Annotated in this window: 19 protein-coding genes; 7 read left to right on the top strand and 12 right to left on the bottom strand. The window is 66.4% G+C overall.

Going from position 1 to position 19,154, the window contains the following annotated elements; translation table 11 throughout:
* Positions 1-10: 10 nt before the first annotated feature.
* Both RUGAMON1_RS01760 and RUGAMON1_RS01755 read right to left on the bottom strand, forming a co-directional pair.
* The gene (locus RUGAMON1_RS01760; RefSeq protein ID WP_332854800.1) at positions 11-1,282 is read right to left on the bottom strand and encodes an MFS transporter; all 1,272 of its coding nucleotides are present in this window, start codon (positions 1,280-1,282) and stop codon (positions 11-13) included.
* Positions 1,283-1,364: 82 nt separating this feature from the next.
* The gene (locus tag RUGAMON1_RS01755) at positions 1,365-2,177 is read right to left on the bottom strand and encodes a putative hydro-lyase (protein ID WP_445228875.1); all 813 of its coding nucleotides are present in this window, start codon (positions 2,175-2,177) and stop codon (positions 1,365-1,367) included.
* Between the two features lie 120 nt (positions 2,178-2,297).
* Here RUGAMON1_RS01755 and RUGAMON1_RS01750 point away from each other — a divergent pair, with 120 nt between their 5' ends.
* Positions 2,298-3,233: a LysR family transcriptional regulator gene (locus RUGAMON1_RS01750; protein WP_116988181.1), complete on the top strand. Its 936-nt coding sequence runs from the start codon at positions 2,298-2,300 to the stop codon at positions 3,231-3,233.
* 115 nt (positions 3,234-3,348) lie between these two features.
* The gene (locus RUGAMON1_RS01745) at positions 3,349-5,085 is read left to right on the top strand and encodes an extracellular catalytic domain type 1 short-chain-length polyhydroxyalkanoate depolymerase (RefSeq protein WP_445228874.1); all 1,737 of its coding nucleotides are present in this window, start codon (positions 3,349-3,351) and stop codon (positions 5,083-5,085) included.
* 4 nt (positions 5,086-5,089) lie between these two features.
* On the opposite strand, the gene RUGAMON1_RS01740 is transcribed toward RUGAMON1_RS01745, so the two are convergent.
* Both RUGAMON1_RS01740 and RUGAMON1_RS01735 read right to left on the bottom strand, forming a co-directional pair.
* Positions 5,090-7,108 (bottom strand): 2Fe-2S iron-sulfur cluster-binding protein, encoded by a 2,019-nt coding sequence (locus RUGAMON1_RS01740; RefSeq protein ID WP_445228873.1) that lies wholly within the window; start codon positions 7,106-7,108, stop codon positions 5,090-5,092.
* 12 nt (positions 7,109-7,120) lie between these two features.
* Entirely contained in the window at positions 7,121-7,744 is a 624-nt protein-coding gene (locus RUGAMON1_RS01735; protein WP_445228872.1) for a glutathione S-transferase family protein, read from the bottom strand.
* A gap of 122 nt (positions 7,745-7,866) precedes the next feature.
* Here RUGAMON1_RS01735 and RUGAMON1_RS01730 point away from each other — a divergent pair, with 122 nt between their 5' ends.
* The gene (locus RUGAMON1_RS01730) at positions 7,867-8,772 is read left to right on the top strand and encodes a LysR family transcriptional regulator (RefSeq protein WP_445228871.1); all 906 of its coding nucleotides are present in this window, start codon (positions 7,867-7,869) and stop codon (positions 8,770-8,772) included.
* Here the strand turns inward: RUGAMON1_RS01730 and RUGAMON1_RS01725 are convergent.
* Positions 8,750-10,414, bottom strand: coding sequence for a hypothetical protein (locus tag RUGAMON1_RS01725; protein ID WP_445228870.1), 1,665 nt, complete (start codon positions 10,412-10,414; stop codon positions 8,750-8,752). The genes RUGAMON1_RS01730 and RUGAMON1_RS01725 overlap by 23 nt on opposite strands.
* Before the next feature lie 85 nt (positions 10,415-10,499).
* A complete protein-coding gene (locus RUGAMON1_RS01720) occupies positions 10,500-11,399 on the bottom strand; it encodes a DMT family transporter (protein WP_445229244.1) in 900 nt (299 codons plus the stop codon).
* A gap of 104 nt (positions 11,400-11,503) precedes the next feature.
* Here RUGAMON1_RS01720 and RUGAMON1_RS01715 point away from each other — a divergent pair, with 104 nt between their 5' ends.
* The 4 genes from RUGAMON1_RS01715 (at position 11,504) to panC (ending at position 14,434) form a co-directional block, all read left to right on the top strand.
* Positions 11,504-12,337 (top strand): acyl-CoA thioester hydrolase/BAAT C-terminal domain-containing protein, encoded by an 834-nt coding sequence (locus RUGAMON1_RS01715; protein WP_445228869.1) that lies wholly within the window; start codon positions 11,504-11,506, stop codon positions 12,335-12,337.
* 90 nt (positions 12,338-12,427) lie between these two features.
* The gene (locus tag RUGAMON1_RS01710) at positions 12,428-12,637 is read left to right on the top strand and encodes a DUF3460 family protein (protein ID WP_008450053.1); all 210 of its coding nucleotides are present in this window, start codon (positions 12,428-12,430) and stop codon (positions 12,635-12,637) included.
* Positions 12,638-12,654: 17 nt separating this feature from the next.
* The gene (locus RUGAMON1_RS01705; RefSeq protein ID WP_445228868.1) at positions 12,655-13,545 is read left to right on the top strand and encodes a segregation and condensation protein A; all 891 of its coding nucleotides are present in this window, start codon (positions 12,655-12,657) and stop codon (positions 13,543-13,545) included.
* 49 nt (positions 13,546-13,594) lie between these two features.
* Positions 13,595-14,434 (top strand): pantoate--beta-alanine ligase, encoded by an 840-nt coding sequence (gene panC, locus RUGAMON1_RS01700; RefSeq protein WP_116988173.1) that lies wholly within the window; start codon positions 13,595-13,597, stop codon positions 14,432-14,434.
* On the opposite strand, the gene RUGAMON1_RS01695 is transcribed toward panC, so the two are convergent.
* The 6 genes from RUGAMON1_RS01695 to cheD all read right to left on the bottom strand — a co-directional run bounded on the left by RUGAMON1_RS01695 (position 14,431) and on the right by cheD (position 19,145).
* On the bottom strand, positions 14,431-14,928 hold the full coding sequence (locus RUGAMON1_RS01695; protein WP_445228867.1) for a hypothetical protein: 498 nt from the start codon (positions 14,926-14,928) through the stop codon (positions 14,431-14,433). The genes panC and RUGAMON1_RS01695 overlap by 4 nt on opposite strands.
* Positions 14,929-14,991: 63 nt before the next feature.
* Positions 14,992-16,200 carry an EAL and HDOD domain-containing protein gene (locus tag RUGAMON1_RS01690; protein WP_445228866.1) on the bottom strand — a complete coding sequence of 403 codons (1,209 nt, stop codon included), beginning with the start codon at positions 16,198-16,200 and terminating at the stop codon, positions 14,992-14,994.
* A gap of 45 nt (positions 16,201-16,245) precedes the next feature.
* On the bottom strand, positions 16,246-16,893 hold the full coding sequence (gene cheZ / locus RUGAMON1_RS01685) for a protein phosphatase CheZ (RefSeq protein WP_445228865.1): 648 nt from the start codon (positions 16,891-16,893) through the stop codon (positions 16,246-16,248).
* A complete protein-coding gene (cheY, locus tag RUGAMON1_RS01680; RefSeq protein ID WP_008450066.1) occupies positions 16,893-17,282 on the bottom strand; it encodes a chemotaxis response regulator CheY in 390 nt (129 codons plus the stop codon). Before cheY ends, cheZ begins: the two co-directional genes overlap by 1 nt.
* A 134-nt stretch (positions 17,283-17,416) precedes the next feature.
* Positions 17,417-18,496, bottom strand: coding sequence for a protein-glutamate methylesterase/protein-glutamine glutaminase (locus tag RUGAMON1_RS01675; RefSeq protein WP_445228864.1), 1,080 nt, complete (start codon positions 18,494-18,496; stop codon positions 17,417-17,419).
* A gap of 49 nt (positions 18,497-18,545) precedes the next feature.
* Positions 18,546-19,145 carry a chemoreceptor glutamine deamidase CheD gene (gene cheD, locus RUGAMON1_RS01670; RefSeq protein ID WP_020702289.1) on the bottom strand — a complete coding sequence of 200 codons (600 nt, stop codon included), beginning with the start codon at positions 19,143-19,145 and terminating at the stop codon, positions 18,546-18,548.
* Positions 19,146-19,154 lie beyond the last annotated feature (9 nt).

Below are 19,154 nucleotides of genomic sequence, written 5' to 3'. Positions count from 1 at the left end.
GTTAGCTGTATCAGGATTCAAGTTGTTTGCCGGCGGTCTCGGGCAGCGTCAGCGCGGCCAGGATCATCACGCCGTAGGCGGTGCCGGCGAACACGCCGATCGCCTCGCCCAGCGCCATCGACTGGCTGCTCAGGCCTATCATCAGCGGGAACAGCGAGCCGATGGCGCGGCCCATGTTGTAGCTGAAGCCCTGCCCCGAGCCGCGGATCGAAGTCGGGAACAACTCGGTCAGGAAGGCGCCCATGCCGCTGAAGACGCCCGATACGCAGAAGCCCAGCGGGAAGCCGAGGAACAGCATCACGCCATCCGTCACCGGCAAGCGGGTGTAGGCCAGGGCGATGCACAGCGAGCCGGTGGCGAACAGGATAAAGTTCTTCTTGCGGCCCAGGTAGTCGGTCAGGAAGGCGCTGACGATGTAGCCCACGTAGGAGCCGACGATCACCATCGCCAGGTAGCCGCCGGTGCCCAGCACCGTCAGGTGGCGCTCGGTCTTGAGGAAGGTCGGCAGCCAGGTGGTGATGGCGTAGTAGCCGCCCTGGGCGCCGGTGGTCAACAGCACGGCGCGCAGCGTGGTGCTCAGCATCTTCGGTGCGAAGATCTGGGCGAACGAGGCGCGGTCCTCCGGCGCCACCTTCTTCTGCTGTTCCACGAACACTTCCGGCTCGTCGACGAAGCGGCGGATGAAGATCACGAACAACGCCGGCAGTATCCCCAGCAGGAACAGCGAGCGCCATGCCCATTCAGGCGGCAGCAGCGAGAACATCAGCGCATACAGCAGCGCCGACACGCCCCAGCCGATCGCCCATCCCGCCTGCACCATGCCGACCGCCTTGCCGCGGTCCTTGGCGCGGATTACCTCACCGATCAGGATGGCGCCGGCGGTCCACTCGCCGCCCATGCCGAAGCCCATCAGGCCACGCGCCAGCAGCAGCTGGTTGAAGTTCTGCGCCAGTCCGCACAGCACGGTGAAGAAGGCGAACCACAGGATGGTCAGTTGCAGCGTCTTGACGCGGCCGATGCGGTCCGACAGGATGCCGGCGATCCAGCCGCCGGCGGCGGAGGTCAGCAAGGTGACGGTGCCGATCAAGCCGGCGTCGCCCTTGGACAGGCCCCAGGTGGCGATCAGCGTCGGGATCACGAAGCTGAGGAATTGCGTGTCCATGGCGTCGAGCGCGTAGCCGATCTTGCAGCTCCAGAAGGTGCGGCGCTCCTTGCCGGTCAAGGCGTGGAACCAGGAGAAAAATCCCTCCGGCTGTGTGGTTGATAGTGCTCTGGTATTCATGGTGGTCCCCTTTTTGTCAGGCGTAGCGCTCCCCTGCGGACGCGCTGTGCGGGTCCGTCGCGGGCGCTACTTTGGTTTTAAATCAGAACGCTGCTAAAGATGAATTCAGTATGTCGGTCACCAGCATGTAGCCCGGCTGGTGGGTGATCGCCAGCGGCAGGCGCGCGTGGCGGATGGCTTCCTGCGGCGTCACGCCGCATGCCCAGAAGACCGGTATTTCGTCCGGCATGATCTCGACCGGATCGCCGTATTCGGGCCGCGCGATGTCGGCGATGCCGATCAGCGACGGGTCGCCCAGGTGCACCGGCGCGCCGTGCACCGCCGGATAGCGGCTGGTGATCTGGATCGCGCGGATGGCGTCGGCGGCCTTCATCGGCCGCATCGACACCACCATCTCGCCGCCGAACGGGCCGGCGCTCTGGTTGCGGATATTGGTGCGGTACATGGCGACGTTGCGGCGTTGCTCGATGTGGCGCAGCTTGATGCCGGCCTCGATCAGCATCTGCTCGAACGAGAACGAGCAGCCGATCGCGAACACCACCAGGTCGTCGCGCCAGACGTCGTGCAGCGAGTAGGTTTGCGACGCCAGCTGGCCGCCGCGATAGATGTTGTAGCCCGGGATGTCGCTGCGCAGGTCCATGTCGGCGCCGAGGCGCGGCACGTTCCACTGGCCAGGCTCGCCCACCGCCAGCAGCGGGCAGGCGCGCGGGTTGCGCTGGCAGAAGCGCAGGAACTCGTCGGCATGCGCCTGCGGCAGGATCACCAGGTTGGCCTGGGCGTAGGGGCCGCAATAGCCGGCGGTCGGCAGGCGGAATTCGCCGCTGCGTACTTTGTGTCGTAATTCGAGTGGGTTCATGGCGCTGGTCTCGTTGTTCAAATCATGAATAACTTGCATGAGTTAAGAATAAACTTGAATAACCCTACACGCCATCTAGTTATTTTTGCTGTTGTTGTATAGTTTTTCTTACCACTCTGCGCTATCTTGGTGCGTCGGGTTAAGGTATTCTTGTTTGCCATGAACACCCGATTCCTGGAGACTTTCGTCACCCTCGCCCAATTGCGCAGCTTCCGCGCCACCGCCCGGGCGCTGCACGCCACGCCGGCCGCCATCTCGCTGCGCATCAAGACGCTGGAGGAAGAGCTGCAAACGGAATTGATCGACCGCGCCAGCAAGGACTTCCGCCTCACCGCCAACGCCGAATACCTGCTGGCCCACGCCAAGGCGGTGGTCGACGCCACGCGCCGGCTGATGGCGGCGGCACAGAAGGACAGCGCGATCCGCGGCCGCCTGCGGGTGGGCGTGATCGAATCGGTGGTGCACAGCTGGCTGGCGCAGTACATCCGCGAGTTGAACACCATGTACCCGGAGCTGGAAGTGGACCTGACGGTCGACATGAGCAATGTGCTGGAGCGGCGCCTGCGCGCGCGCGAGCTCGATCTGGTGATCCAGGTCGAGGGCGTCGAAAGCAGCGACATCGTCTCCGAGGCGCTGGCCGTGTATCCGCTGCACTGGATCGCCCGCAAGGGCCTGATCGATACGCGCAAGGAAGGCCTGAACCAGCGCCTGCTGGCCCTGCCCATCCTGACCTTCGGGCGCGGCACGGCGCCGCAGCGCATGATCGAGGAAATCGTCAGCAAGATGGCCAACCTGGCGATGGTGCCGCTGGAGCAGACCCGCATCACCTGCTCGCCGTCGGTGGCGGCCATCGTCCAGCTGGTGAAGGACGGCTACGGCGTGGCCGCCATCCCCAGCCTGTTCGTGGTGGACGCGCTCAAGAACGGCGAGTTCATCGAACTGCCGGTGCAGCCGGAGCCGCCGGCCATCATCGTCTCGATGTGCTTCCACTCCAATGCCGAGATGCTAGTGCACGCGGCCGCCAACGCCGCCCGCCAGGCCTGCGCCGGCTACTGCGCGCAGATCGATCCCCGCTACATCAAGTCGCTGGGCTGAGCGCCTGTCCCGATGATTGCGCAACAGTAAAAATACTGGGGTGCGCGTGCGCGCGCTGATTTGATCTACTATTTTCCTGCCGCCGGCGCACCCACAAACAACAACGGAGACTATCATGGCAATCAACATCAAGCGATTGGTGTCGCACGCATTCGTCTGTACGATCCTGCTGGCGGCCTGCCTGGCGCAGGCGGTGACGGCCGGTCCCGGCACGTGGAGCGCGCAGCAGACCTGGGCCGCCGACAGCGTCAACGGCGGCAATCTCACCGGCTATTTCTACTGGCCCGCCTCGCAGCCCACGCTGGGCGGCAAGCGCGCGCTGGTGCTGGTGCTGCACGGCTGCCTGCAAACGGCCGGCGGCGACGTAATCAACAGCGGCGGCGACGGTGGCTTCAACTGGAAGGCGATGGCCGATCAATACGGCGCCGTGATCCTGGCGCCCAACGCCACCGGCAATGTCTACAACAACCACTGCTGGGACTACGCCAACACCACTCACAACCGCAGCGCCGCAGGCCACGACGCCGTCCTGCTCGACCTGGTGAGCCGCTTCGTCAACGATCCGCAGTACGCCATCGATCCCAAGCAGGTGTATGTGACGGGCCTGTCGTCCGGCGGCGGCGAGACCATGGTGCTGGGCTGCCTGGCGCCGGACGTCTTCGCCGGCGTCGGCATCAACGCCGGGCCGCCGCCGGGCACCACCACCTTGCAGATCGGCGCCGTGCCCTCCGGCTATACCGCCACCACGGCCGGCAACCAGTGCAAGGCCATGGCGGGCGCCAACGCCGGCGCCTTCGCCACGCAGATCGCCGGCGCCGTCTGGGGCACTTCGGACTTCACGGTGGCGCAGGGCTACGGCCCGATCGACACGGCCGGCATGCGCCTGGCCTACGGCGGCAGCTACAGCAAGGGCGCCGCGGTCGCGGTGGCTGGCGGCGGCAGCAACGTGCCCTACACCGACAGCAACGGCAAGCTGCGCACGCACGAGATCACGGTGAGCGGCATGGGCCATGCATGGCCGGCCGGCAGCGGCGGCCAGAACACCAATTATGTCGACAGCACCAGGGTCAACTACCCGGCCTTCGTCATGGATTTCTGGTTCAAGAATAATCTGCGCGCTTCGGCGACGCCGGGGCCGGTGATGACGTCCTGCGGCACCACGGTGGTCAGCAACAGCGGCGTCACCATCAGCGGCGCGGCCACGGCCAGCGGCAGCGTGGCCAGCTACGCGGTGCAGCTGAACGGTCCGACCGCGATCAACGATGCGGCGGCCGGCAGCGGCGCCAGCTTCAGCAAGAGCTACAACGTCGCCAGCGGCTACTACACCGGCAGCGTCAGCGCCACCGACACGCTGGGCCAGGTCTCGACCGGCTGCCCTCTCGCGCAATTCCTGGTCGGCAGCGCGCCGGTGCTGCCGCCGCCGACCGGCTTGAGCGCGGGCACGCCGACCGCCAGCGCCGTGGCGCTGAGCTGGAACGCCGTCAGCGGCGCCACCGGCTACAACGTGTATCGCAACGGCGCCAAGCTGACCGCGTCGCCGCTAGGCACCACCAGCTACACCGCCGGCGGGCTGGCGGCCAGCACCGGCTACAGCTTCGCGGTGTCGGCGGTCGGCGCTTCGGGCGAGAGTGCGCTGTCGCCGGCGATCAACGTCACCACCGCATCGGCGTGGACCTGCACCGCCGTCAGCGCCAGCAACTACGCCCATGTGCATGCGGGACGCGCGCACGACAGCGGCGGCTATGCACTGGCCAACGGCTCCAACCAGAACATGGGACTGAACAATCTGTTCTTCATCACCTTACTGGCGCAGACGGCGGCCGGCTACTACGTGATCGGCGCCTGCCCCTGATGCGTCACAGCGCCAGCACGACAGGCGCGCTGCCGGCGGCGGGGATGGCGGAGCACATCAGCACCTGCCCCGCCGCGACCTCGGCGCCGCAGGTGCGCGTGTATTCGACGGCGCCGGACAGCAGGCCGGCCGCGCACGCGCCGCACTGGCCCGAGCGGCAGCTCGATTCAACCGGCACGCCCTTGGCTTCAGCCAGCTCCAGCAGGCTGCCTGCGCTGCCGTCCCATAGCGCCGACATGCCCGAGCGCGCGAACTGCACCGGTACCGGCGGGCCGGCCGGCTTGGCCGCGCTGGTGGCAACTGCCGCGTCGCGCCGCACGCTGGCCGGACCGAAGGCCTCGAAGCGTATGCGCGCGTCGGCGATGTTCAGGCTGCGCAGGCCGTCGTACATCTGCTGCATGAACGCCGCCGGACCGCACAGGTAGAAATCGTAGTCGTCGAACGGTAGTTGCGTCTTCAACCAATCCAGGTCGATGCGGCCGCTGCTGGCATGCCAGTTGACGATGTCGCAGGCCTCGGCCTCGCCACCGCTGTAGCGTATGTGGACGTTGAGGTTGCGATGACCCGCCGCCAGCGTTTGCAGGCGTTCGGCAAACGCGTGCTCGTCGCGGCTGCGGGCGCCGTGGAAGAAGTGGATGGGATGGCGATGCCGCGTGCGGCTGCCGTTCACCAGCAAGCCGTTCAGCATGGCGATCATCGGCGTGATGCCGATGCCGGCCGACAGCAGCACGGCGGGCCGCCGCGTGCCTTGCTCGAAGGTGAAATCACCGCCAGGCCCCAGCAGCTCGATGCGCGCGCCAGGCGCCAGATTATCGTGCAGCCAGCCGGATACGGCGCCGTCGCGTTTGACGCTGATGCGGTAGCTGCGGCCGTTCGGCGCGTCGGACAGGGTGTAGCTGCGGATGCGCGGCGCGCCGTCCACCGGTGCGCGCAGCGAGATGAACTGGCCCGGCACATGCGCGGCGACGCCCATGCCGTCGGCCGGCTCCAGATGGAACGATTGCACCGTGGAGCTCTCCCGCACCACCTCGGTGACGGTGTACGGACGCCAGGCGCTGGTCAGCGCGGCCGCTTGCAGCACGCGGTCCGCCTCCTCCCACACGCCGGTGCGCGCCACTTGCGCGGCCGGCTTGGGCGCGCTCCAGCGGAACGGCAGCGCGCCCACATTGCGCACCACTTCGCGCACGTGGAAGCGCAGCAGCTGCTCGGCGCCGGCAAAGGCCCGCAGCTGCGCGCCTTCCCAGATGATCTCCGCCTCCACCGCCACATGCAGCATGTCGCCGCGTTCGAAGTCGATGAACAGCAAGCCCGCGCGCGGATAGCCGAGCAGGTTGCCCATGGTGTTGAAGAAGAAGTTGCCGACGAATTCGGGTGACGTCAGCGTGCGCTCGTCGTCCACCCGCACGAAGCCGGGCCGGCCGCCCCGATGCGAGACATCGACGCCCCGTCCGGCCTCGGTCTCCAGGTTGGCGCTGGCGATGAAGAAGGTGTCGGCGCGGGCGATCAGCTCGCGGTCATGCGCGCTTAACACGGCGGCCCGCAGCACCTGCGGTACGGGCACGGCAGGCACCGGCGTCTGCACCCGGTCCTGGATGTACTGCGGGCAGTTGCCGAAGCTCTGCGTGACCGCCACCCGCATGCCGCCCTCGTCGATCGCCGCGATCACGCCGTTGACGCGGTTGCGCCGCCGCGTGGTCGGCACCAGTCCCAGCCCGCCGATATGGGCGCCCTCGCGCAGCTGGCCTTGCAGCGGATCGCCGGCCAGCATGCCGCCGTCGATGTGCAGCGTGCGCGCATCCGGCGTCGAGACGAATCCCGCGTCGTTGACCAGCATGGTGGCCCACGGCTGCCCCGCGCCATCGAGCGCGCCGATGAAGAACAGCGGCAGCTCGCCGAAGAACTGGCGATGCTGGTCCGGCATGTAGTCGCGCACACCGGCCGCGCCGGCGCCGGCCATCTGCTCGCGCACGCCCACCCGCTGCTGGATCGCCAGTTCGCCCGCATGGAATGGGGTGGCGCTCATGATGGCCTCCGTTCAGTAGGTTTCGGGCGCCAGGCCGCATGCCGTGGCGGTCATCGGCACAAAGCCGGGCAAGGCGCGCACATTGCCCAGCCAGGCGCGGATGTTCGGATACGGCTTGAGCGACACGCCGCCTTCCGGCGCATGCTCGATGTAGCTGAAGGCGGCGACGTCGGCGATGCTGGGCTGCTCGCCCAGCGCAAAGCGACGGCCGGCCAGCTCCACCTCCATCGCGTCAAACAGCCGCACCGCGATGCTCTTGGCACGCTCGTGATCGAACGGCATGCCGAACGCCACCACCAGCCGCGCCACGCACGGGCCGTAGGCGATCTTGCCCGAGGCGTTGGACAGCCAGCGCTGCGCCGTGGCCGCCGCCACCGGTTCGCGCGGCAGCCAGCGGCCGCTGTCGTCGTATTTCAAGGCCAGGTAGACCAGGATCGCGGTCGAATCGGGCAAGGTCAGGTCGCCGTCTTCCAGTACCGGTATTTCGCCGAAGGGGCTGCGCGCCAGATGCGCGGGCGTGCGGTTCTCGCCGGCCCGCATGTCGAGCTGGACGAATTCGTACGGCAAGTTCAGCAGGCTGAGAAACAGGCGCACGCGGTGGGTGTGGCCGGAAAGGGGGGAGCCGTATAACTTCATGATGGATGTCCTGTGACGATGGATGGTCCGGCCAGTATATTCAGCTGCAATCGTGCTGATAAGCTGGACAAAACCGGATACTAAGTTCACTCTAGGTGGACAATTACTCTCCCGCACCCGCCATGGCCGATTTAAGCACCGTCAACCTGAACCGCCTGATCACTTTCGTCGCCGTGGTGGACGCCGGCTCGCTGACGGCCGCCGCCGAGCGCCTGGGGCTGGCCAAATCCATGGTCAGCAAGCACATACAGTTGCTGGAGGCCGAGGTCGGCGTCGGGCTGTTGCTGCGCTCGACCCGCAAGCTGTCGCTGACCGAGGCCGGGCGCGACTTCTACGACGCCAGCCGCCAGCTGTTGCAGCAGGCCGAGCTGGCCATCGAGCAGGCCCGCAGCGGCCGCGCAGTCCCGCAGGGCACGCTGCGGGTGGCCGCGCCGATCGACTACGGCGTGATGGTGGTGGCGCCGGTGCTGTCGCAATTGCGGCTGCGCTATCCGGCGCTGAAGGTGGAACTGGTGTGCGGCGACAGCCTGATCGACCTGATCGCCGAAGGCATCGACGTGACGGTGCGGCTGGGCAAGCTGGCCGATTCGGGCTACATGGCGGCGCGCGTCGGCCGCATGGTGCGCCTGCTGGTCGCCAGCCCGGACTTCGTGGCGCGACACGGCATGCCGGACCATCCGCAGGCGCTGGCGCCGCTGCCCTACATCTCGCTGACGGTGCTGCGCCAGCCCAACACCTTCACGCTGGTGGACGGCGCCGGCCGGCACAACGAAGTCCGGATGCGCAACATCGTGTTCTCGACCAACACCGCGCCCGCCTGCCGCGCCGCCGCGCTGGCCGGCGACGGCGTGCTGCGGGCGACCTGGTTTTCGGTGCGGGAGGACCTGGCGGACGGCCGGCTGGTGCGGCTGCTGCCGGACTGGTCGCTGCCGGAGGGCGACATCCACGCCGTGTTCCCGGCCACGCCGCACCTGCCGCAAAAGGTGCGCGTGTTCATCGACGCACTCAAGCTGGCGGCCGGCGACTAGCCCGCCAGCGGCGGCAAGCTGTCAACAACACCATCGCCAGCACCGCCGCAAAGCCGAACCAGAGCCAGGTCGCGATCACCGACGGCGGCTTGCGCTCGCTGGGCGCGGCGCCATCCGTGAACGCCGCCGGCAGCACGCGCGGGGCCACCGGCACGATCTGCCAGTCCGCGCGGTTGGCCGGCGCGCGCTGCTGGTATTCGCGCAGCGACAACACCGGATCGTGGCCGAAGGCGCGCGACGACGGGAACTGCGGTATCCGCACGAACAGCAGCGCCTCCAGGTCCTCGCTCAGTTGCGCCTCCAGCGTGCCGCCAGCCGCCCTGCCCGGCGCCGCCAGGCGTTTGAGCAGGTCGTCGGCGATGGTGTTGAAGGCGACGAAGGGCAGCAACTCGGTGCGCTCGGTCTTCAGGTAGTCGTAGGCGCTTTGGCCGCTTGCCAGGCTGACTTCCTTCAACGCCATGTACGGCAAGGCCACCGCCGCTTTCAGCGGGCTTTCGCCGCCCAGGCGCGGAATGTTCCAGCCCAGCGTGCGCAGGGTTTCGACGTTGATGCCCGCGCAGTTGGTGCTGGCGTGGCGGTAATGGAAATCCTGCCGGTAGAAGTGGTTGAACACCCGGGCTATCGCTTCCTGGTACAAGGCCGGCGCGCGCTGGTCCTTCAGCACCGCCACCAGCATGTAGGACGGGCGGTACCAGGCCTGGCCGCTGTTGAGGTCGCCCATGTAGGCGTCCATCGGCAGAATCGAGGCGACGATGCCCTTTTCGCTGATCGATGCCAGGCTGTAGAAATTGTTCACCAGCCAGTTGTCCCACTCGCCGGCGGCGCCGAAGCGGCCGGTGGCGACGGCAAAGTGGCCGCCATAGGATTCATCGTCGTCGCCCTGCGCGCCGTTGAGCATGAAGGCCAGCACCGGCTTGCCCGCCAGCGGCAAGGGCGCGCGGCCGCCGTCGCGGCGCCACAGGGTCCGGCTGGCGTATGGCGCGGTGGCGCCGCCGTGCTGGGCGCGGACCAGGCTTTCGACGGTCTCGCCAGCGGCCAGCGGCTGGCTGGGCGCCGCCGCGCCGAGCGCGTAACGCTTGGGCCACAGCGTGCGCATCACGAAGCGTTCCTCGGTCAGCGCGCCGCGGGCCTTGACCTCGCCGCCGGCAAAAAACGCCAGGCTGCTGCGATCCGCATACGAACGGTTGGACGACAGCCTGGGCGTGAACTCGACGTTCAGCGGTGCGGCGGCGCTTGGGCGTGTCAGCCGCGCGTCCGGCTCCAGCCGCCCCTCGGCCACATGGGGCGATCCTATCCATACCAGCGGCGGCGTCTGGTCGCGCGCCTGCCCGCCGCCTGCGGCCAGCCAGGCCTTGACGTCTTCCTGGGCCCGCAGCCGGGGCGCATAGCCGGCGCCATCGGCCTTGGCCACGGCGATCATGTCGTCGCTGAAGTACCACAGCGCCTGTCCGGGCGCCGCGCAGTCCTGGCAACGGCCGGTCGCCAGCCTGAAACGGTCGCTGGGATAGAGACCCAGCAAGCCGGGCGCGAGCGCGTCCCGTACGCTGGAATCGACGGCTCGCGCCGCTTGCCACGGCTGCGCGGCGGCGATCAGGGCCGCCGCGGCCAGAATGCCGCTTGGTTTGAATGGGGTGAGCCGCATGGTGTCGCTCCGCTGAGTGATGGCGAAGCTGCAGTGTACGGCGGCAGGTTTTGCTGCTTGTTACGCCTGGTCAATATTTCTTGCGTTAGCGCCGCGCCGACACCACGATGCCGCCGACGATCAGCGCGAACGCCGCCACGTGGTAACCGTGCGGGGCTTCGCCCAGGAAGGCGGCCGACAACACGGCCGTGAACAAGGGCGTCAGGTTGACGAAGAAGGCGCCGATCGACGGTCCCGCCGCCTGCACGCCCGCGCCCCAGCAGCGGAACGCGATCACGCCCGGGCCGACCGCCACATAGGCCAGCGCCGCCGCCAGGGACCAGCTCCATTGCACCGGCATCGCGCCCAGCGCCTGCTCGCCCAGCGCGAAACCGCCCGACCACAGCACGCCGAACGCCACCTGCGCCAGCAGGAAGCCGGCCCAGTCGGCGCGCAGCGCGGCCGGCTCGCGGGCGCGCGTCAGCAGCCAGCTGTACAGCGACCAGGCGATGGTGGCCAGGATCATGAACAGGTCGCCCGCCACCAGCCGCAGCGCCAGCAGATGCGCCCACTCGCCGCGCGCCAGCACCAGCAGCACGCCGGCGATCGACAGCACGGCGCCGGCCACCTGGCGCCGGCCGACCGGCACGCCGAAGAACAGCCAGCCGGTCAGCATCATCCACACCGGCATGCCGGAGGCCACCAGGGTGACGTTGATCGGGGTCGAGGTTTGCAGCGCCATGTACTGCAAGGTGTTGTACAGGCCGATGCCCAGCAGACCCAGCAGCGCATACTGCTTCCAGTAGCGCCACATGCCCGCCGCGCGCCCGAACACCGGCCCGGCCAGCGGCAGCAGGATGGCGCCGGCCAGCGCCCAACGCAGGAAGTTGAGCAGCACCGGCGGCAGCTGGTCGTGCACCAGCCGGCCGACGATGGAATTGCCGGCCCACAGCAGCGGCGGCAGGGTCAGCAGGAATACGGTGCGGGGCGTCAGGCGCTGGGTCATCGATGGTGGAGAGTTGTTGAGGAATGAGTTGTCGCCATGCCGACGCACTGCTAGCATGGCGCCTTGCCGATTTGCCAAGGCACATAATCATACCGGGGAACGCGATGCAACGCATAGTGATGGGCATTTTGATACTGTATGTATCTTTTTTCGGGACAGCGCGCGCCGCCAGCTACGAATATGAAGTGAGACAGGTCGCCTACCATGACCTGGTGGCCCATCTCTACCTGCCCAAGACACCCGCCAAAGTCCCGGTCGTCGTGGCGATCGGCGGTTCCGAGGGCGGGCTGGGCACCGGCGACGCCAACGGCCAGATGATGGCACCGCACGGCATCGCCGTGCTGGGCCTGGCCTATTTCAAGGAATCGGGGCTGCCGGCCACGCTGGACCAGATCCCGCTGGAATATTTCATCAGCGCGCTGGACTTCCTGCAGACGCTGCCCGAAGTGGACGCCACGCGCATCGGCTTCGTCGGCGGCTCGCGCGGCGCCGAAGCGGCCCTGCTGGTGGCGTCCATGGACAAACGCATCAAGTCGGTGGTGGCGACCACGCCCAGCTCGGTGGCATGGTACGGCCGTACCCTGCCCAAGTCGGCCTGGACCTGGCGGGGCAAGGATATCCCGGCCATGAGTCCCGCGCAGGACGAGAAGCTGCCCCAGATCGGCCGCTTCCTGGCGGCGCTGGAGCAGCAGCAAGTGGTGCGGCAGGCACTCATCGCGGTGGAAAGGATCAACGGCCCTATCCTGCTGATTTCGGCGCAAAACGACCAGATATGGCCGTCATTCCAGATGTCCAACGATATCGTGGCTTATTTGAAGGAGCAGCGCTTCCCGCACGCGGTGACGCACGACACCTACCCGACCGGCCATGGTTTCAGCCAGGAGTTGGCGCCGCACATCAAGCAAAGCATTATCGACCACTTTTTGCACACCTTGTAGCCCGGGCGGGCGCGGCGGCCAACGATAGAATTACCGCCGGCCGCCGCGGCGCGGTAAAATACGCCTTGCTGATCCACCCACTTAGAAAATATGAAACTCTCCAAACAACATTCGATGTACGAATCCGAGCACACCCTGTTCATCAAGGCGCTGAAGGAAAAGAATCCGGGCATGGAAGCTGGCCAGCAACAGGGCCGCGCCCTGCTGTGGGATCGTCCGCCGGTGTCGCTCGATGAGCAGGAGCGCCAGCTGAAATCGGCCATCAAGCAACAAGCCTACGTTTATCAGAACAAAGTCTAAGCACCGGGGCGGCAAGGATGTTGCCAGACGATACGGCTGAAGCCCAGCCGACTGTGGCCGACGACGGCATCGCCGAGGCGATGGCACTGCCGTCGGTGCAGCTGCCGCCGGAGGTCGCGCCCACCGAAGTCGCCGCCCTCGCCCGCCTGTACGGCGAGCCGCTGCTGAAGATGCCCAACGACCTGTACATCCCGCCCGACGCGCTGGAAATCTTCCTCGACGCCTTCGAAGGCCCGCTCGACCTGCTGCTCTACCTGATCCGCAAGCAAAACTTCAACATCCTCGACATCCCGATGGCGCAGCTGACGCTGCAGTACCTGAAATATGTCGACCAGATCCGCCTGTCCAACCTGGAGCTGGCCGCCGAGTACCTGCTGATGGCGGCCATGCTGATCGAGATCAAGTCGCGCATGCTGCTGCCGCAGCGCCAGTCCGAGCTCGACATCGAGAGCGACGATCCGCGCGCCGAGCTGGTGCGCCGCCTGCTGGAATACGAGCAAATCAAGCTGGCCGCCTACGACCTGAACACGATTCCGCAGCTGGACCGCGACTTCGTCCGCACCCAGATCTTCATCGAGCAAAGCCTGGTGCCGGCCTGGCCGGAGGTCGAGGCCATCGATTTGCAGCAAGCCTGGCTGGACGTGATGAAGCGCGCCAAGCTGACCCAGCACCACAAGATCAGCCGCGAGGAACTGTCGGTGCGCGAGCACATGACCGGCATCCTGCGGCGCCTGCAGTCGAGCCGCTTCGTCGAGTTCGCCGACCTGTTCGACATCGCCGGCGGCGTGCCGGTGGTGGTGGTGAACTTCGTCGCGCTGCTGGAGCTGGCCAAGGAAACGCTGATCGAGATTACCCAGGCCGAGCCGTTCGCGCCGATCTACGTGCGGCTGGCGTACTCGCCGGCCTGAGCCCCCACCGCACCCACCCTATTCCCATTACGCCCACAGCGAGCACGTCATGAAAATCGTCACCTCCATAGAAGAACTGCGCGACCAACTCAGCGGCCAACTGCGCACCGCTTTCGTCCCGACCATGGGCAATTTGCACGAGGGCCACCTGTCGCTGATGCGCCTGGCGCGCAAGCACGGCGACCCGGTGGTGGCGTCGATCTTCGTCAACCGCCTGCAGTTCGGCCCGAACGAAGACTTCGACAAATACCCGCGCACCTTCCAGGCCGACGTCGAGAAGCTGGAGAAGGAAGGCGTGTACGTGCTGTTCGCGCCGACCGAGAAAGACCTGTATCCGGAGCCGCAGGAATTCCGCGTGCGTCCGCCCGACGACCTGGGCAACACGCTGGAGGGCGAGTTCCGTCCCGGCTTCTTCACCGGCGTCACCACCGTGGTGCTCAAGCTGTTCTCCTGCGTGCAGCCGCGCGTGGCGGTGTTCGGCAAGAAGGATTACCAGCAGCTGATGATCGTGCGTAACATGAGCCGCCAGTTCGCGCTGCCGACCGAGATCATCGCCGCCGAGACCTACCGCGCCGACGACGGCCTGGCGCTGTCGTCGCGCAATATGTATCTGTCGCCGGCCGAGCGCGCCGAGGCGCCGGCCCTGTACCAGAGCCTGAACTCGGTCGCGGCCGAAGTGCGCGCCGGCCACCTGGACGTGTTCCAGCTGGAGCACAAGGCGATGGACGACCTGGCCCAGCGCGGCTGGCAGCCGGACTACATCTCGATCCGCCGCCGCATCGACCTGCAACCGCCGAGCGCCGGCGACCTGGCGCAAGGCACGCCGCTGGTGGTGCTGGCGGCCGCCAAGCTGGGCTCGACCCGCTTGATCGACAATCTGGAGATTTAAGGTTTAGGCGGCGGGGCCGCAGGCGCCACCGGCAATACGCTGACGCCCTGCGGCGTGACCTGGATAATGACGGCTGGCACGGCGGCAGCCGGCGCCACAACCGGCGCGGCAGGCTGCGCCTTGGGAATCGCGTTGTTCAGCACGAAGCTCATCACGGTGACAACGATGGTGATCCCCGCAGCCAGCACACCCACCATCCATTTGACCATCTGCGAAGTAGCCCGTTCAAAGGCGCTTTCGATCCTGGCTTCCAGCGCAGCGCGCATCTCCACCATCATCGCTATGATGGCTTCAAGCTTGGCGTCGGTGGCGTCGAAGCGGGCGTTGACAGCGTCGAAGCGGGCATCGACAGCGCCGAAGCGGGCGTCGACAGCGCCGAACTTGGTGTCGACCGCGCCGAACTTGGTGTCCACCTTGCTATCGGCAGCAGCCAGCCTGGCGTCGTAACTCTCCACCTTGGCGTCGATATAGTCTTTGTCGGAATTGGAGTTCATAAGCCGATAATCCGCCCGCCGTCCCGCCCTGTCAACGCCCGCACGGGCGCCGCTTGAGGCCGGTCAGGCGGCGACGTTTTGCGCCCAGGCCAACGCCGACAGGTGGGCTTTGTTGACGTCTTCCGGGCTTAGCTTGAGCGACGCGGCCAGCGAGGCCACCAGGTCGGAATTGAGTTCGCAGGCCTCGGCCAGCGCCAGATACGGCCCGTACTTGCCGCTGCGCGTCAGCAGCGCGGCGACCACGTCGTCGGACAGCTGGATGTTGGCCAGCACCTCCTGCATGGCGATGCCCAGCAGCCGGTCCAGCAGCGAGAACATGCCTGCCACGAAGACGTTTTCCGCCTCGCCCTTGCCCAGCGCCGCCAGCGCCAGCAGCTCGGCCAGGCGGCCGCGCACCACCGCCGTCTCCAGCAGCACCGGCGAATAGCCCGAGGTGCTGGCCGTGGCCAGCAGCAGGGTCAGCCAGCGGTACAGCGGCGTGTAGCCCAGCAGGGTCAGCGCCTGCTTGAGCGACTGGATCTCGCGCCCGGCGCCGAAGCCGGCCGAGTTGATGAAGCGCAGCAGCTTGTAGGACAGCGTGGCGTCGCGCTTGAGCACCGCCTCCAGCTGCGGCAGGTCGGCGTTCTGGCGCACCATCTGCATCAGCTGCATGATGATGGTCTGGGCCGGGTTCATGCCCTTGCTGTCGCTGCTGGGGCGCGGCGTCAGGTGCAGCTTGCCGACGAAGGCGTTCAGGCCGAGCGCGGCGCAAGCGTCGAAGTCGGCCCAGTTGCTGACCGGGCGCGCCACCATGGCCACCGTCGACTGCTTCAGCGCCGCGTAGGCGCGCGCCTGGCTGCCGACGTCGGCGCCGGAAAAGCGCACTTCCACATACGAGGCGATGGTCGGCAGGCGGGCGCCGATGCGCGCCAGGTCGGCCTCGCGCAGCAGGATGCCGACGCCGCCGGCGCGCAAGGCTTGCACGGCGCTCAAGGTGTCGGGCTGGGCCAGTTCGGAGGTTTTGATCGACAGGACGGTGCGTTCCGGCGGCAGCTGGTGCAGCGCGTCGGTCGACAGCATGGCCGGCACCGCTTCGAGGAACAGGGTTTTGTCGCGCAGCAGCCAGTTGTCGTCGCCGTCGACCATCTGGCCGGCGACGAAGGCCACCAGCGCTTCCAGCTCGGCCGGCGTGGACGGGGCCGCGCCCTGCCGCTGCCAGCAGAGTTCATACCCAACCACACGCTGCTTGGGATCGAGCAGCGGCTCACGGACGAGGAAATTGGTTTGATGCATGATGCTCGTATCGGAGTAGGCCCGCGGCGAACGGGCCGGTACAGATCAGAAGCCCAGACTATCCAGCAAGTCGTCCACCTGCTCCTGGTCAGCCACCACGTTCTCGCGGGTCGGATCGATTTGCGGTCCGTTCAGCAAGCCGTTGTCGATTTCCTTCTTCATCTGTTCGGGCGCAAAGTCGATCAGCATCTGCACCAGCTGCTTTTCGAGGTTTTGCGCGATCGAGGTGACCTTCTTGATCACCTGTCCGGTCAGGTCCTGGAAGTCCTGCGCCATCATGATGTCCATCAGATGCGCCTTGGTCTGCGAGGTCCCGGCCGATGCGCCGTCCAGCGCGGCGACGGTCTGCTGCGCCAGCGCGCGCCACTGTTCGTCCGAGGCGCCGGCCGCCAGCAGGCCGTTCCACGAAGCGCTCAATTGCTTGGCGTCGCCGGCGATCTGGTCCTGCAAGGGACTGGCGGCGTCGGTGGCGTTCAACACTTTCTGCGCCGCGTCTTCGCTCAGGCGCGCCACGTAGTCGAGCCGATCGCGGGCGTCCGGGATGTCCGACGCCGCCTTCTCGATCAATTTATCCAGGCCCAGGCCGCGCAGGCTTTCATGCAAGGCGCGCGTCATGTGACCGATGCGCGACAAAAACTCTTCATTCGGCTCCACCGCAGCCGCGATGGCGCCGCTTTGTTGCTCAACCATCATCAAGCTCCGAGCTTCTCGAAGATCTTGTTCAGCTTTTCATCCAGCGTGGCAGCGGTGAACGGCTTGACCACGTAGCCGTTGGCGCCGGCCTGGGCCGCCGCGATGATGTTTTCCTTCTTGGCTTCGGCGGTCACCATCAGCACCGGCAGCTTGGCCAGCGCGGGATCGGCACGAATGTTCTGCAACATCGTCAGACCGTCCATATTCGGCATGTTCCAGTCGGACACGACGAAGTCGAACGATTCGGCGCGCAGCTTGGCCAGCGCCATCACGCCGTCTTCCGCCTCGTCGACATTGGCATAACCCAGTTCTTTTAACAGATTCCGGACAATGCGGCGCATCGTCGAAAAATCGTCAACGACTAAAAATTTCATCTTTGGATCAGCCATGAATTACTCCGTTGTTTCTCTACGCGGTGGTTGTTAATAAGTTCTACGTGCCAGCAAGTTGTAGGATAGCATTTTCGTTGCTTTAAGGCGAACAAAGTAGCAGTAAAACGTCACACTTGGCGATTTAAACCTTTTTAAACCCTCAATGCGCGCATGCCGTGGGCCGCCAGGTAGCCCAGCACCATGCCGGGCAAGGCTTGCAAGGCCCCCACTTCGTGGGCGGCGCCGATGGCGATCGCCTCGCGCGGCATGCCGAACACCACGCAACTGGCCTCGTCCTGGGCGAAATTATACGCTCCCGCCCCCTTCATCTCCAGCATGCCGGCCGCGCCGTCCTTGCCCATGCCGGTCAGGATCACGCCGACCGCGTTCTTGCCGGCGCACTGGGCGGCCGAACGGAACAGCACGTCGACCGAGGGCCGGTGGCGGTTGACCGGCTCGGCCTGGTCGATCTTGGTCATGTAGTTGGCGCCGCTGCGGGTCAGGTACAGGTGCGAGTGGCCGGGCGCGATGTAGGCGTGGCCGGGCAGCACCCGCTCGTTGCCGGCCGCTTCCTGCACCGAGATCTTGCACAGCGAATCGAGGCGCTTGGCGAACGAGCGGGTAAAGCCTTCCGGCATGTGCTGGGTGATCAGGATGCCGGGGCAGTCGGACGGCATCTGCATCAGGAATTCGCGGATCGCCTCGGTGCCGCCGGTGGAGGCGCCGATGATGATCAGTTTTTCCGACGAGGTCAGCGGATTGCGCAGCTGCGGCAGCTGGGTTTGCCCAGCCTGGCCGTCGGCGCCCGGCTGCGGCAGGGTGCGGGCCCGCACGCGCGCCTTGGAGGCGGCGCGGATCTTGTCGGTGATCAGCTCGGTGTACTCGCGCATGCCGGCCTGGATCGAGATCTTCGGCTTGGTGACGAAGTCGACCGCGCCCAGTTCCAGCGCGCGCATGGTGATCTCCGAGCCGCGCTCGGTCAGCGAGGACACCATCACCACCGGCATCGGCCGCAGCCGCATCAGCTTTTCCAGGAAATCCAGGCCGTCCATCTTCGGCATCTCGACGTCCAGGGTCAGCACGTCGGGGTTGGTTTGCTTGATCAGCTCGCGCGCGACCAGCGGATCGGGGGCCACGCCCACCACTTCCATGTCGGGCTGGCTGTTGATGATCTCGCTCATCACGCTGCGGATCAGCGCGGAGTCGTCGACGATCAGGACTTTGATCTTCATAAAACGCTACTTTCCGGGCAAAAGGCCCTGACTACACTCTCAAAACGGATTAAAACAGGTCGATCTCGCCGCCCACCGGCGCCTTCTTCAGGCGGCTGGCGTACTCGATCTCGCGCTTGGCCAGCGTGTCGTTGTGGGTCTGCATCAGCTTCTTGACCAGCACCTTGCCGCTGCGCGGGAAGAAATACACCTTGCGCGGGTGGATGTCGTTCAAGTCTTCGGCCACCACGCGGATTTTCTCGACCTTGAGGAAGTTCAGCACGAAGGCGGCGTTGCGTTCGCCGACGTTGATGGCGGTGAAACCCTTGAGCACCGCGCCGCCGCCGAACACCTTGGCCTCCATGTTCTCGCGCTTGGCGCCGGCCTTGAGCAAATCGTTGATCAGGATTTCCATCGCGTAGGTGCCGTAGCGGGCCGAGGCCGACACCGGGCTGTTGGTGTCGCTGCCGCCGTCGGGCAGCATGAAGTGGTTCATGCCGCCCAGGCCGGTGACGCGGTCGCGGATGCAGGCCGACACGCACGACCCGAGCACGGTGACGATCAACATGTCCTTGTTGGTGAAGTAATACTCGCCCGGCAGGATCTTGGCGGCTTCGCAGTCGAACGTTCTATCGAAATATACGTTCGTGGCAAATTGTTCGAGGTCCATGTTTTACTC

Source organism: Duganella rhizosphaerae, assembly GCF_040364205.1.
GTDB classification, from domain to species: Bacteria; Pseudomonadota; Gammaproteobacteria; order Burkholderiales; family Burkholderiaceae_D; genus Rugamonas; species Rugamonas rhizosphaerae.
Note: the sequence above shows the minus strand (reverse complement) of the source record. Positions and strands in the feature narration are given on the sequence as shown.

Coding starts and splice junctions, on each gene's coding strand:
- RUGAMON1_RS01695 (WP_445228867.1), bottom strand. CDS start 14,928: ATGAACTCCAATTCCGACAAAGACTATATCGACGCCAAGGTGGAGAGT.
- RUGAMON1_RS01745 (WP_445228874.1), top strand. CDS start 3,349: ATGGCAATCAACATCAAGCGATTGGTGTCGCACGCATTCGTCTGTACG.
- RUGAMON1_RS01710 (WP_008450053.1), top strand. CDS start 12,428: ATGAAACTCTCCAAACAACATTCGATGTACGAATCCGAGCACACCCTG.
- cheZ (WP_445228865.1), bottom strand. CDS start 16,893: ATGATGGTTGAGCAACAAAGCGGCGCCATCGCGGCTGCGGTGGAGCCG.
- panC (WP_116988173.1), top strand. CDS start 13,595: ATGAAAATCGTCACCTCCATAGAAGAACTGCGCGACCAACTCAGCGGC.
- RUGAMON1_RS01760 (WP_332854800.1), bottom strand. CDS start 1,282: ATGAATACCAGAGCACTATCAACCACACAGCCGGAGGGATTTTTCTCC.
- RUGAMON1_RS01730 (WP_445228871.1), top strand. CDS start 7,867: ATGGCCGATTTAAGCACCGTCAACCTGAACCGCCTGATCACTTTCGTC.
- RUGAMON1_RS01725 (WP_445228870.1), bottom strand. CDS start 10,414: ATGCGGCTCACCCCATTCAAACCAAGCGGCATTCTGGCCGCGGCGGCC.
- RUGAMON1_RS01755 (WP_445228875.1), bottom strand. CDS start 2,177: ATGCAAGTTATTCATGATTTGAACAACGAGACCAGCGCCATGAACCCA.
- RUGAMON1_RS01675 (WP_445228864.1), bottom strand. CDS start 18,496: ATGAAGATCAAAGTCCTGATCGTCGACGACTCCGCGCTGATCCGCAGC.
- cheY (WP_008450066.1), bottom strand. CDS start 17,282: ATGGCTGATCCAAAGATGAAATTTTTAGTCGTTGACGATTTTTCGACG.
- RUGAMON1_RS01750 (WP_116988181.1), top strand. CDS start 2,298: ATGAACACCCGATTCCTGGAGACTTTCGTCACCCTCGCCCAATTGCGC.
- cheD (WP_020702289.1), bottom strand. CDS start 19,145: ATGGACCTCGAACAATTTGCCACGAACGTATATTTCGATAGAACGTTC.
- RUGAMON1_RS01715 (WP_445228869.1), top strand. CDS start 11,504: ATGCAACGCATAGTGATGGGCATTTTGATACTGTATGTATCTTTTTTC.
- RUGAMON1_RS01690 (WP_445228866.1), bottom strand. CDS start 16,200: ATGCATCAAACCAATTTCCTCGTCCGTGAGCCGCTGCTCGATCCCAAG.
- RUGAMON1_RS01720 (WP_445229244.1), bottom strand. CDS start 11,399: ATGACCCAGCGCCTGACGCCCCGCACCGTATTCCTGCTGACCCTGCCG.
- RUGAMON1_RS01705 (WP_445228868.1), top strand. CDS start 12,655: ATGTTGCCAGACGATACGGCTGAAGCCCAGCCGACTGTGGCCGACGAC.
- RUGAMON1_RS01740 (WP_445228873.1), bottom strand. CDS start 7,108: ATGAGCGCCACCCCATTCCATGCGGGCGAACTGGCGATCCAGCAGCGG.
- RUGAMON1_RS01735 (WP_445228872.1), bottom strand. CDS start 7,744: ATGAAGTTATACGGCTCCCCCCTTTCCGGCCACACCCACCGCGTGCGC.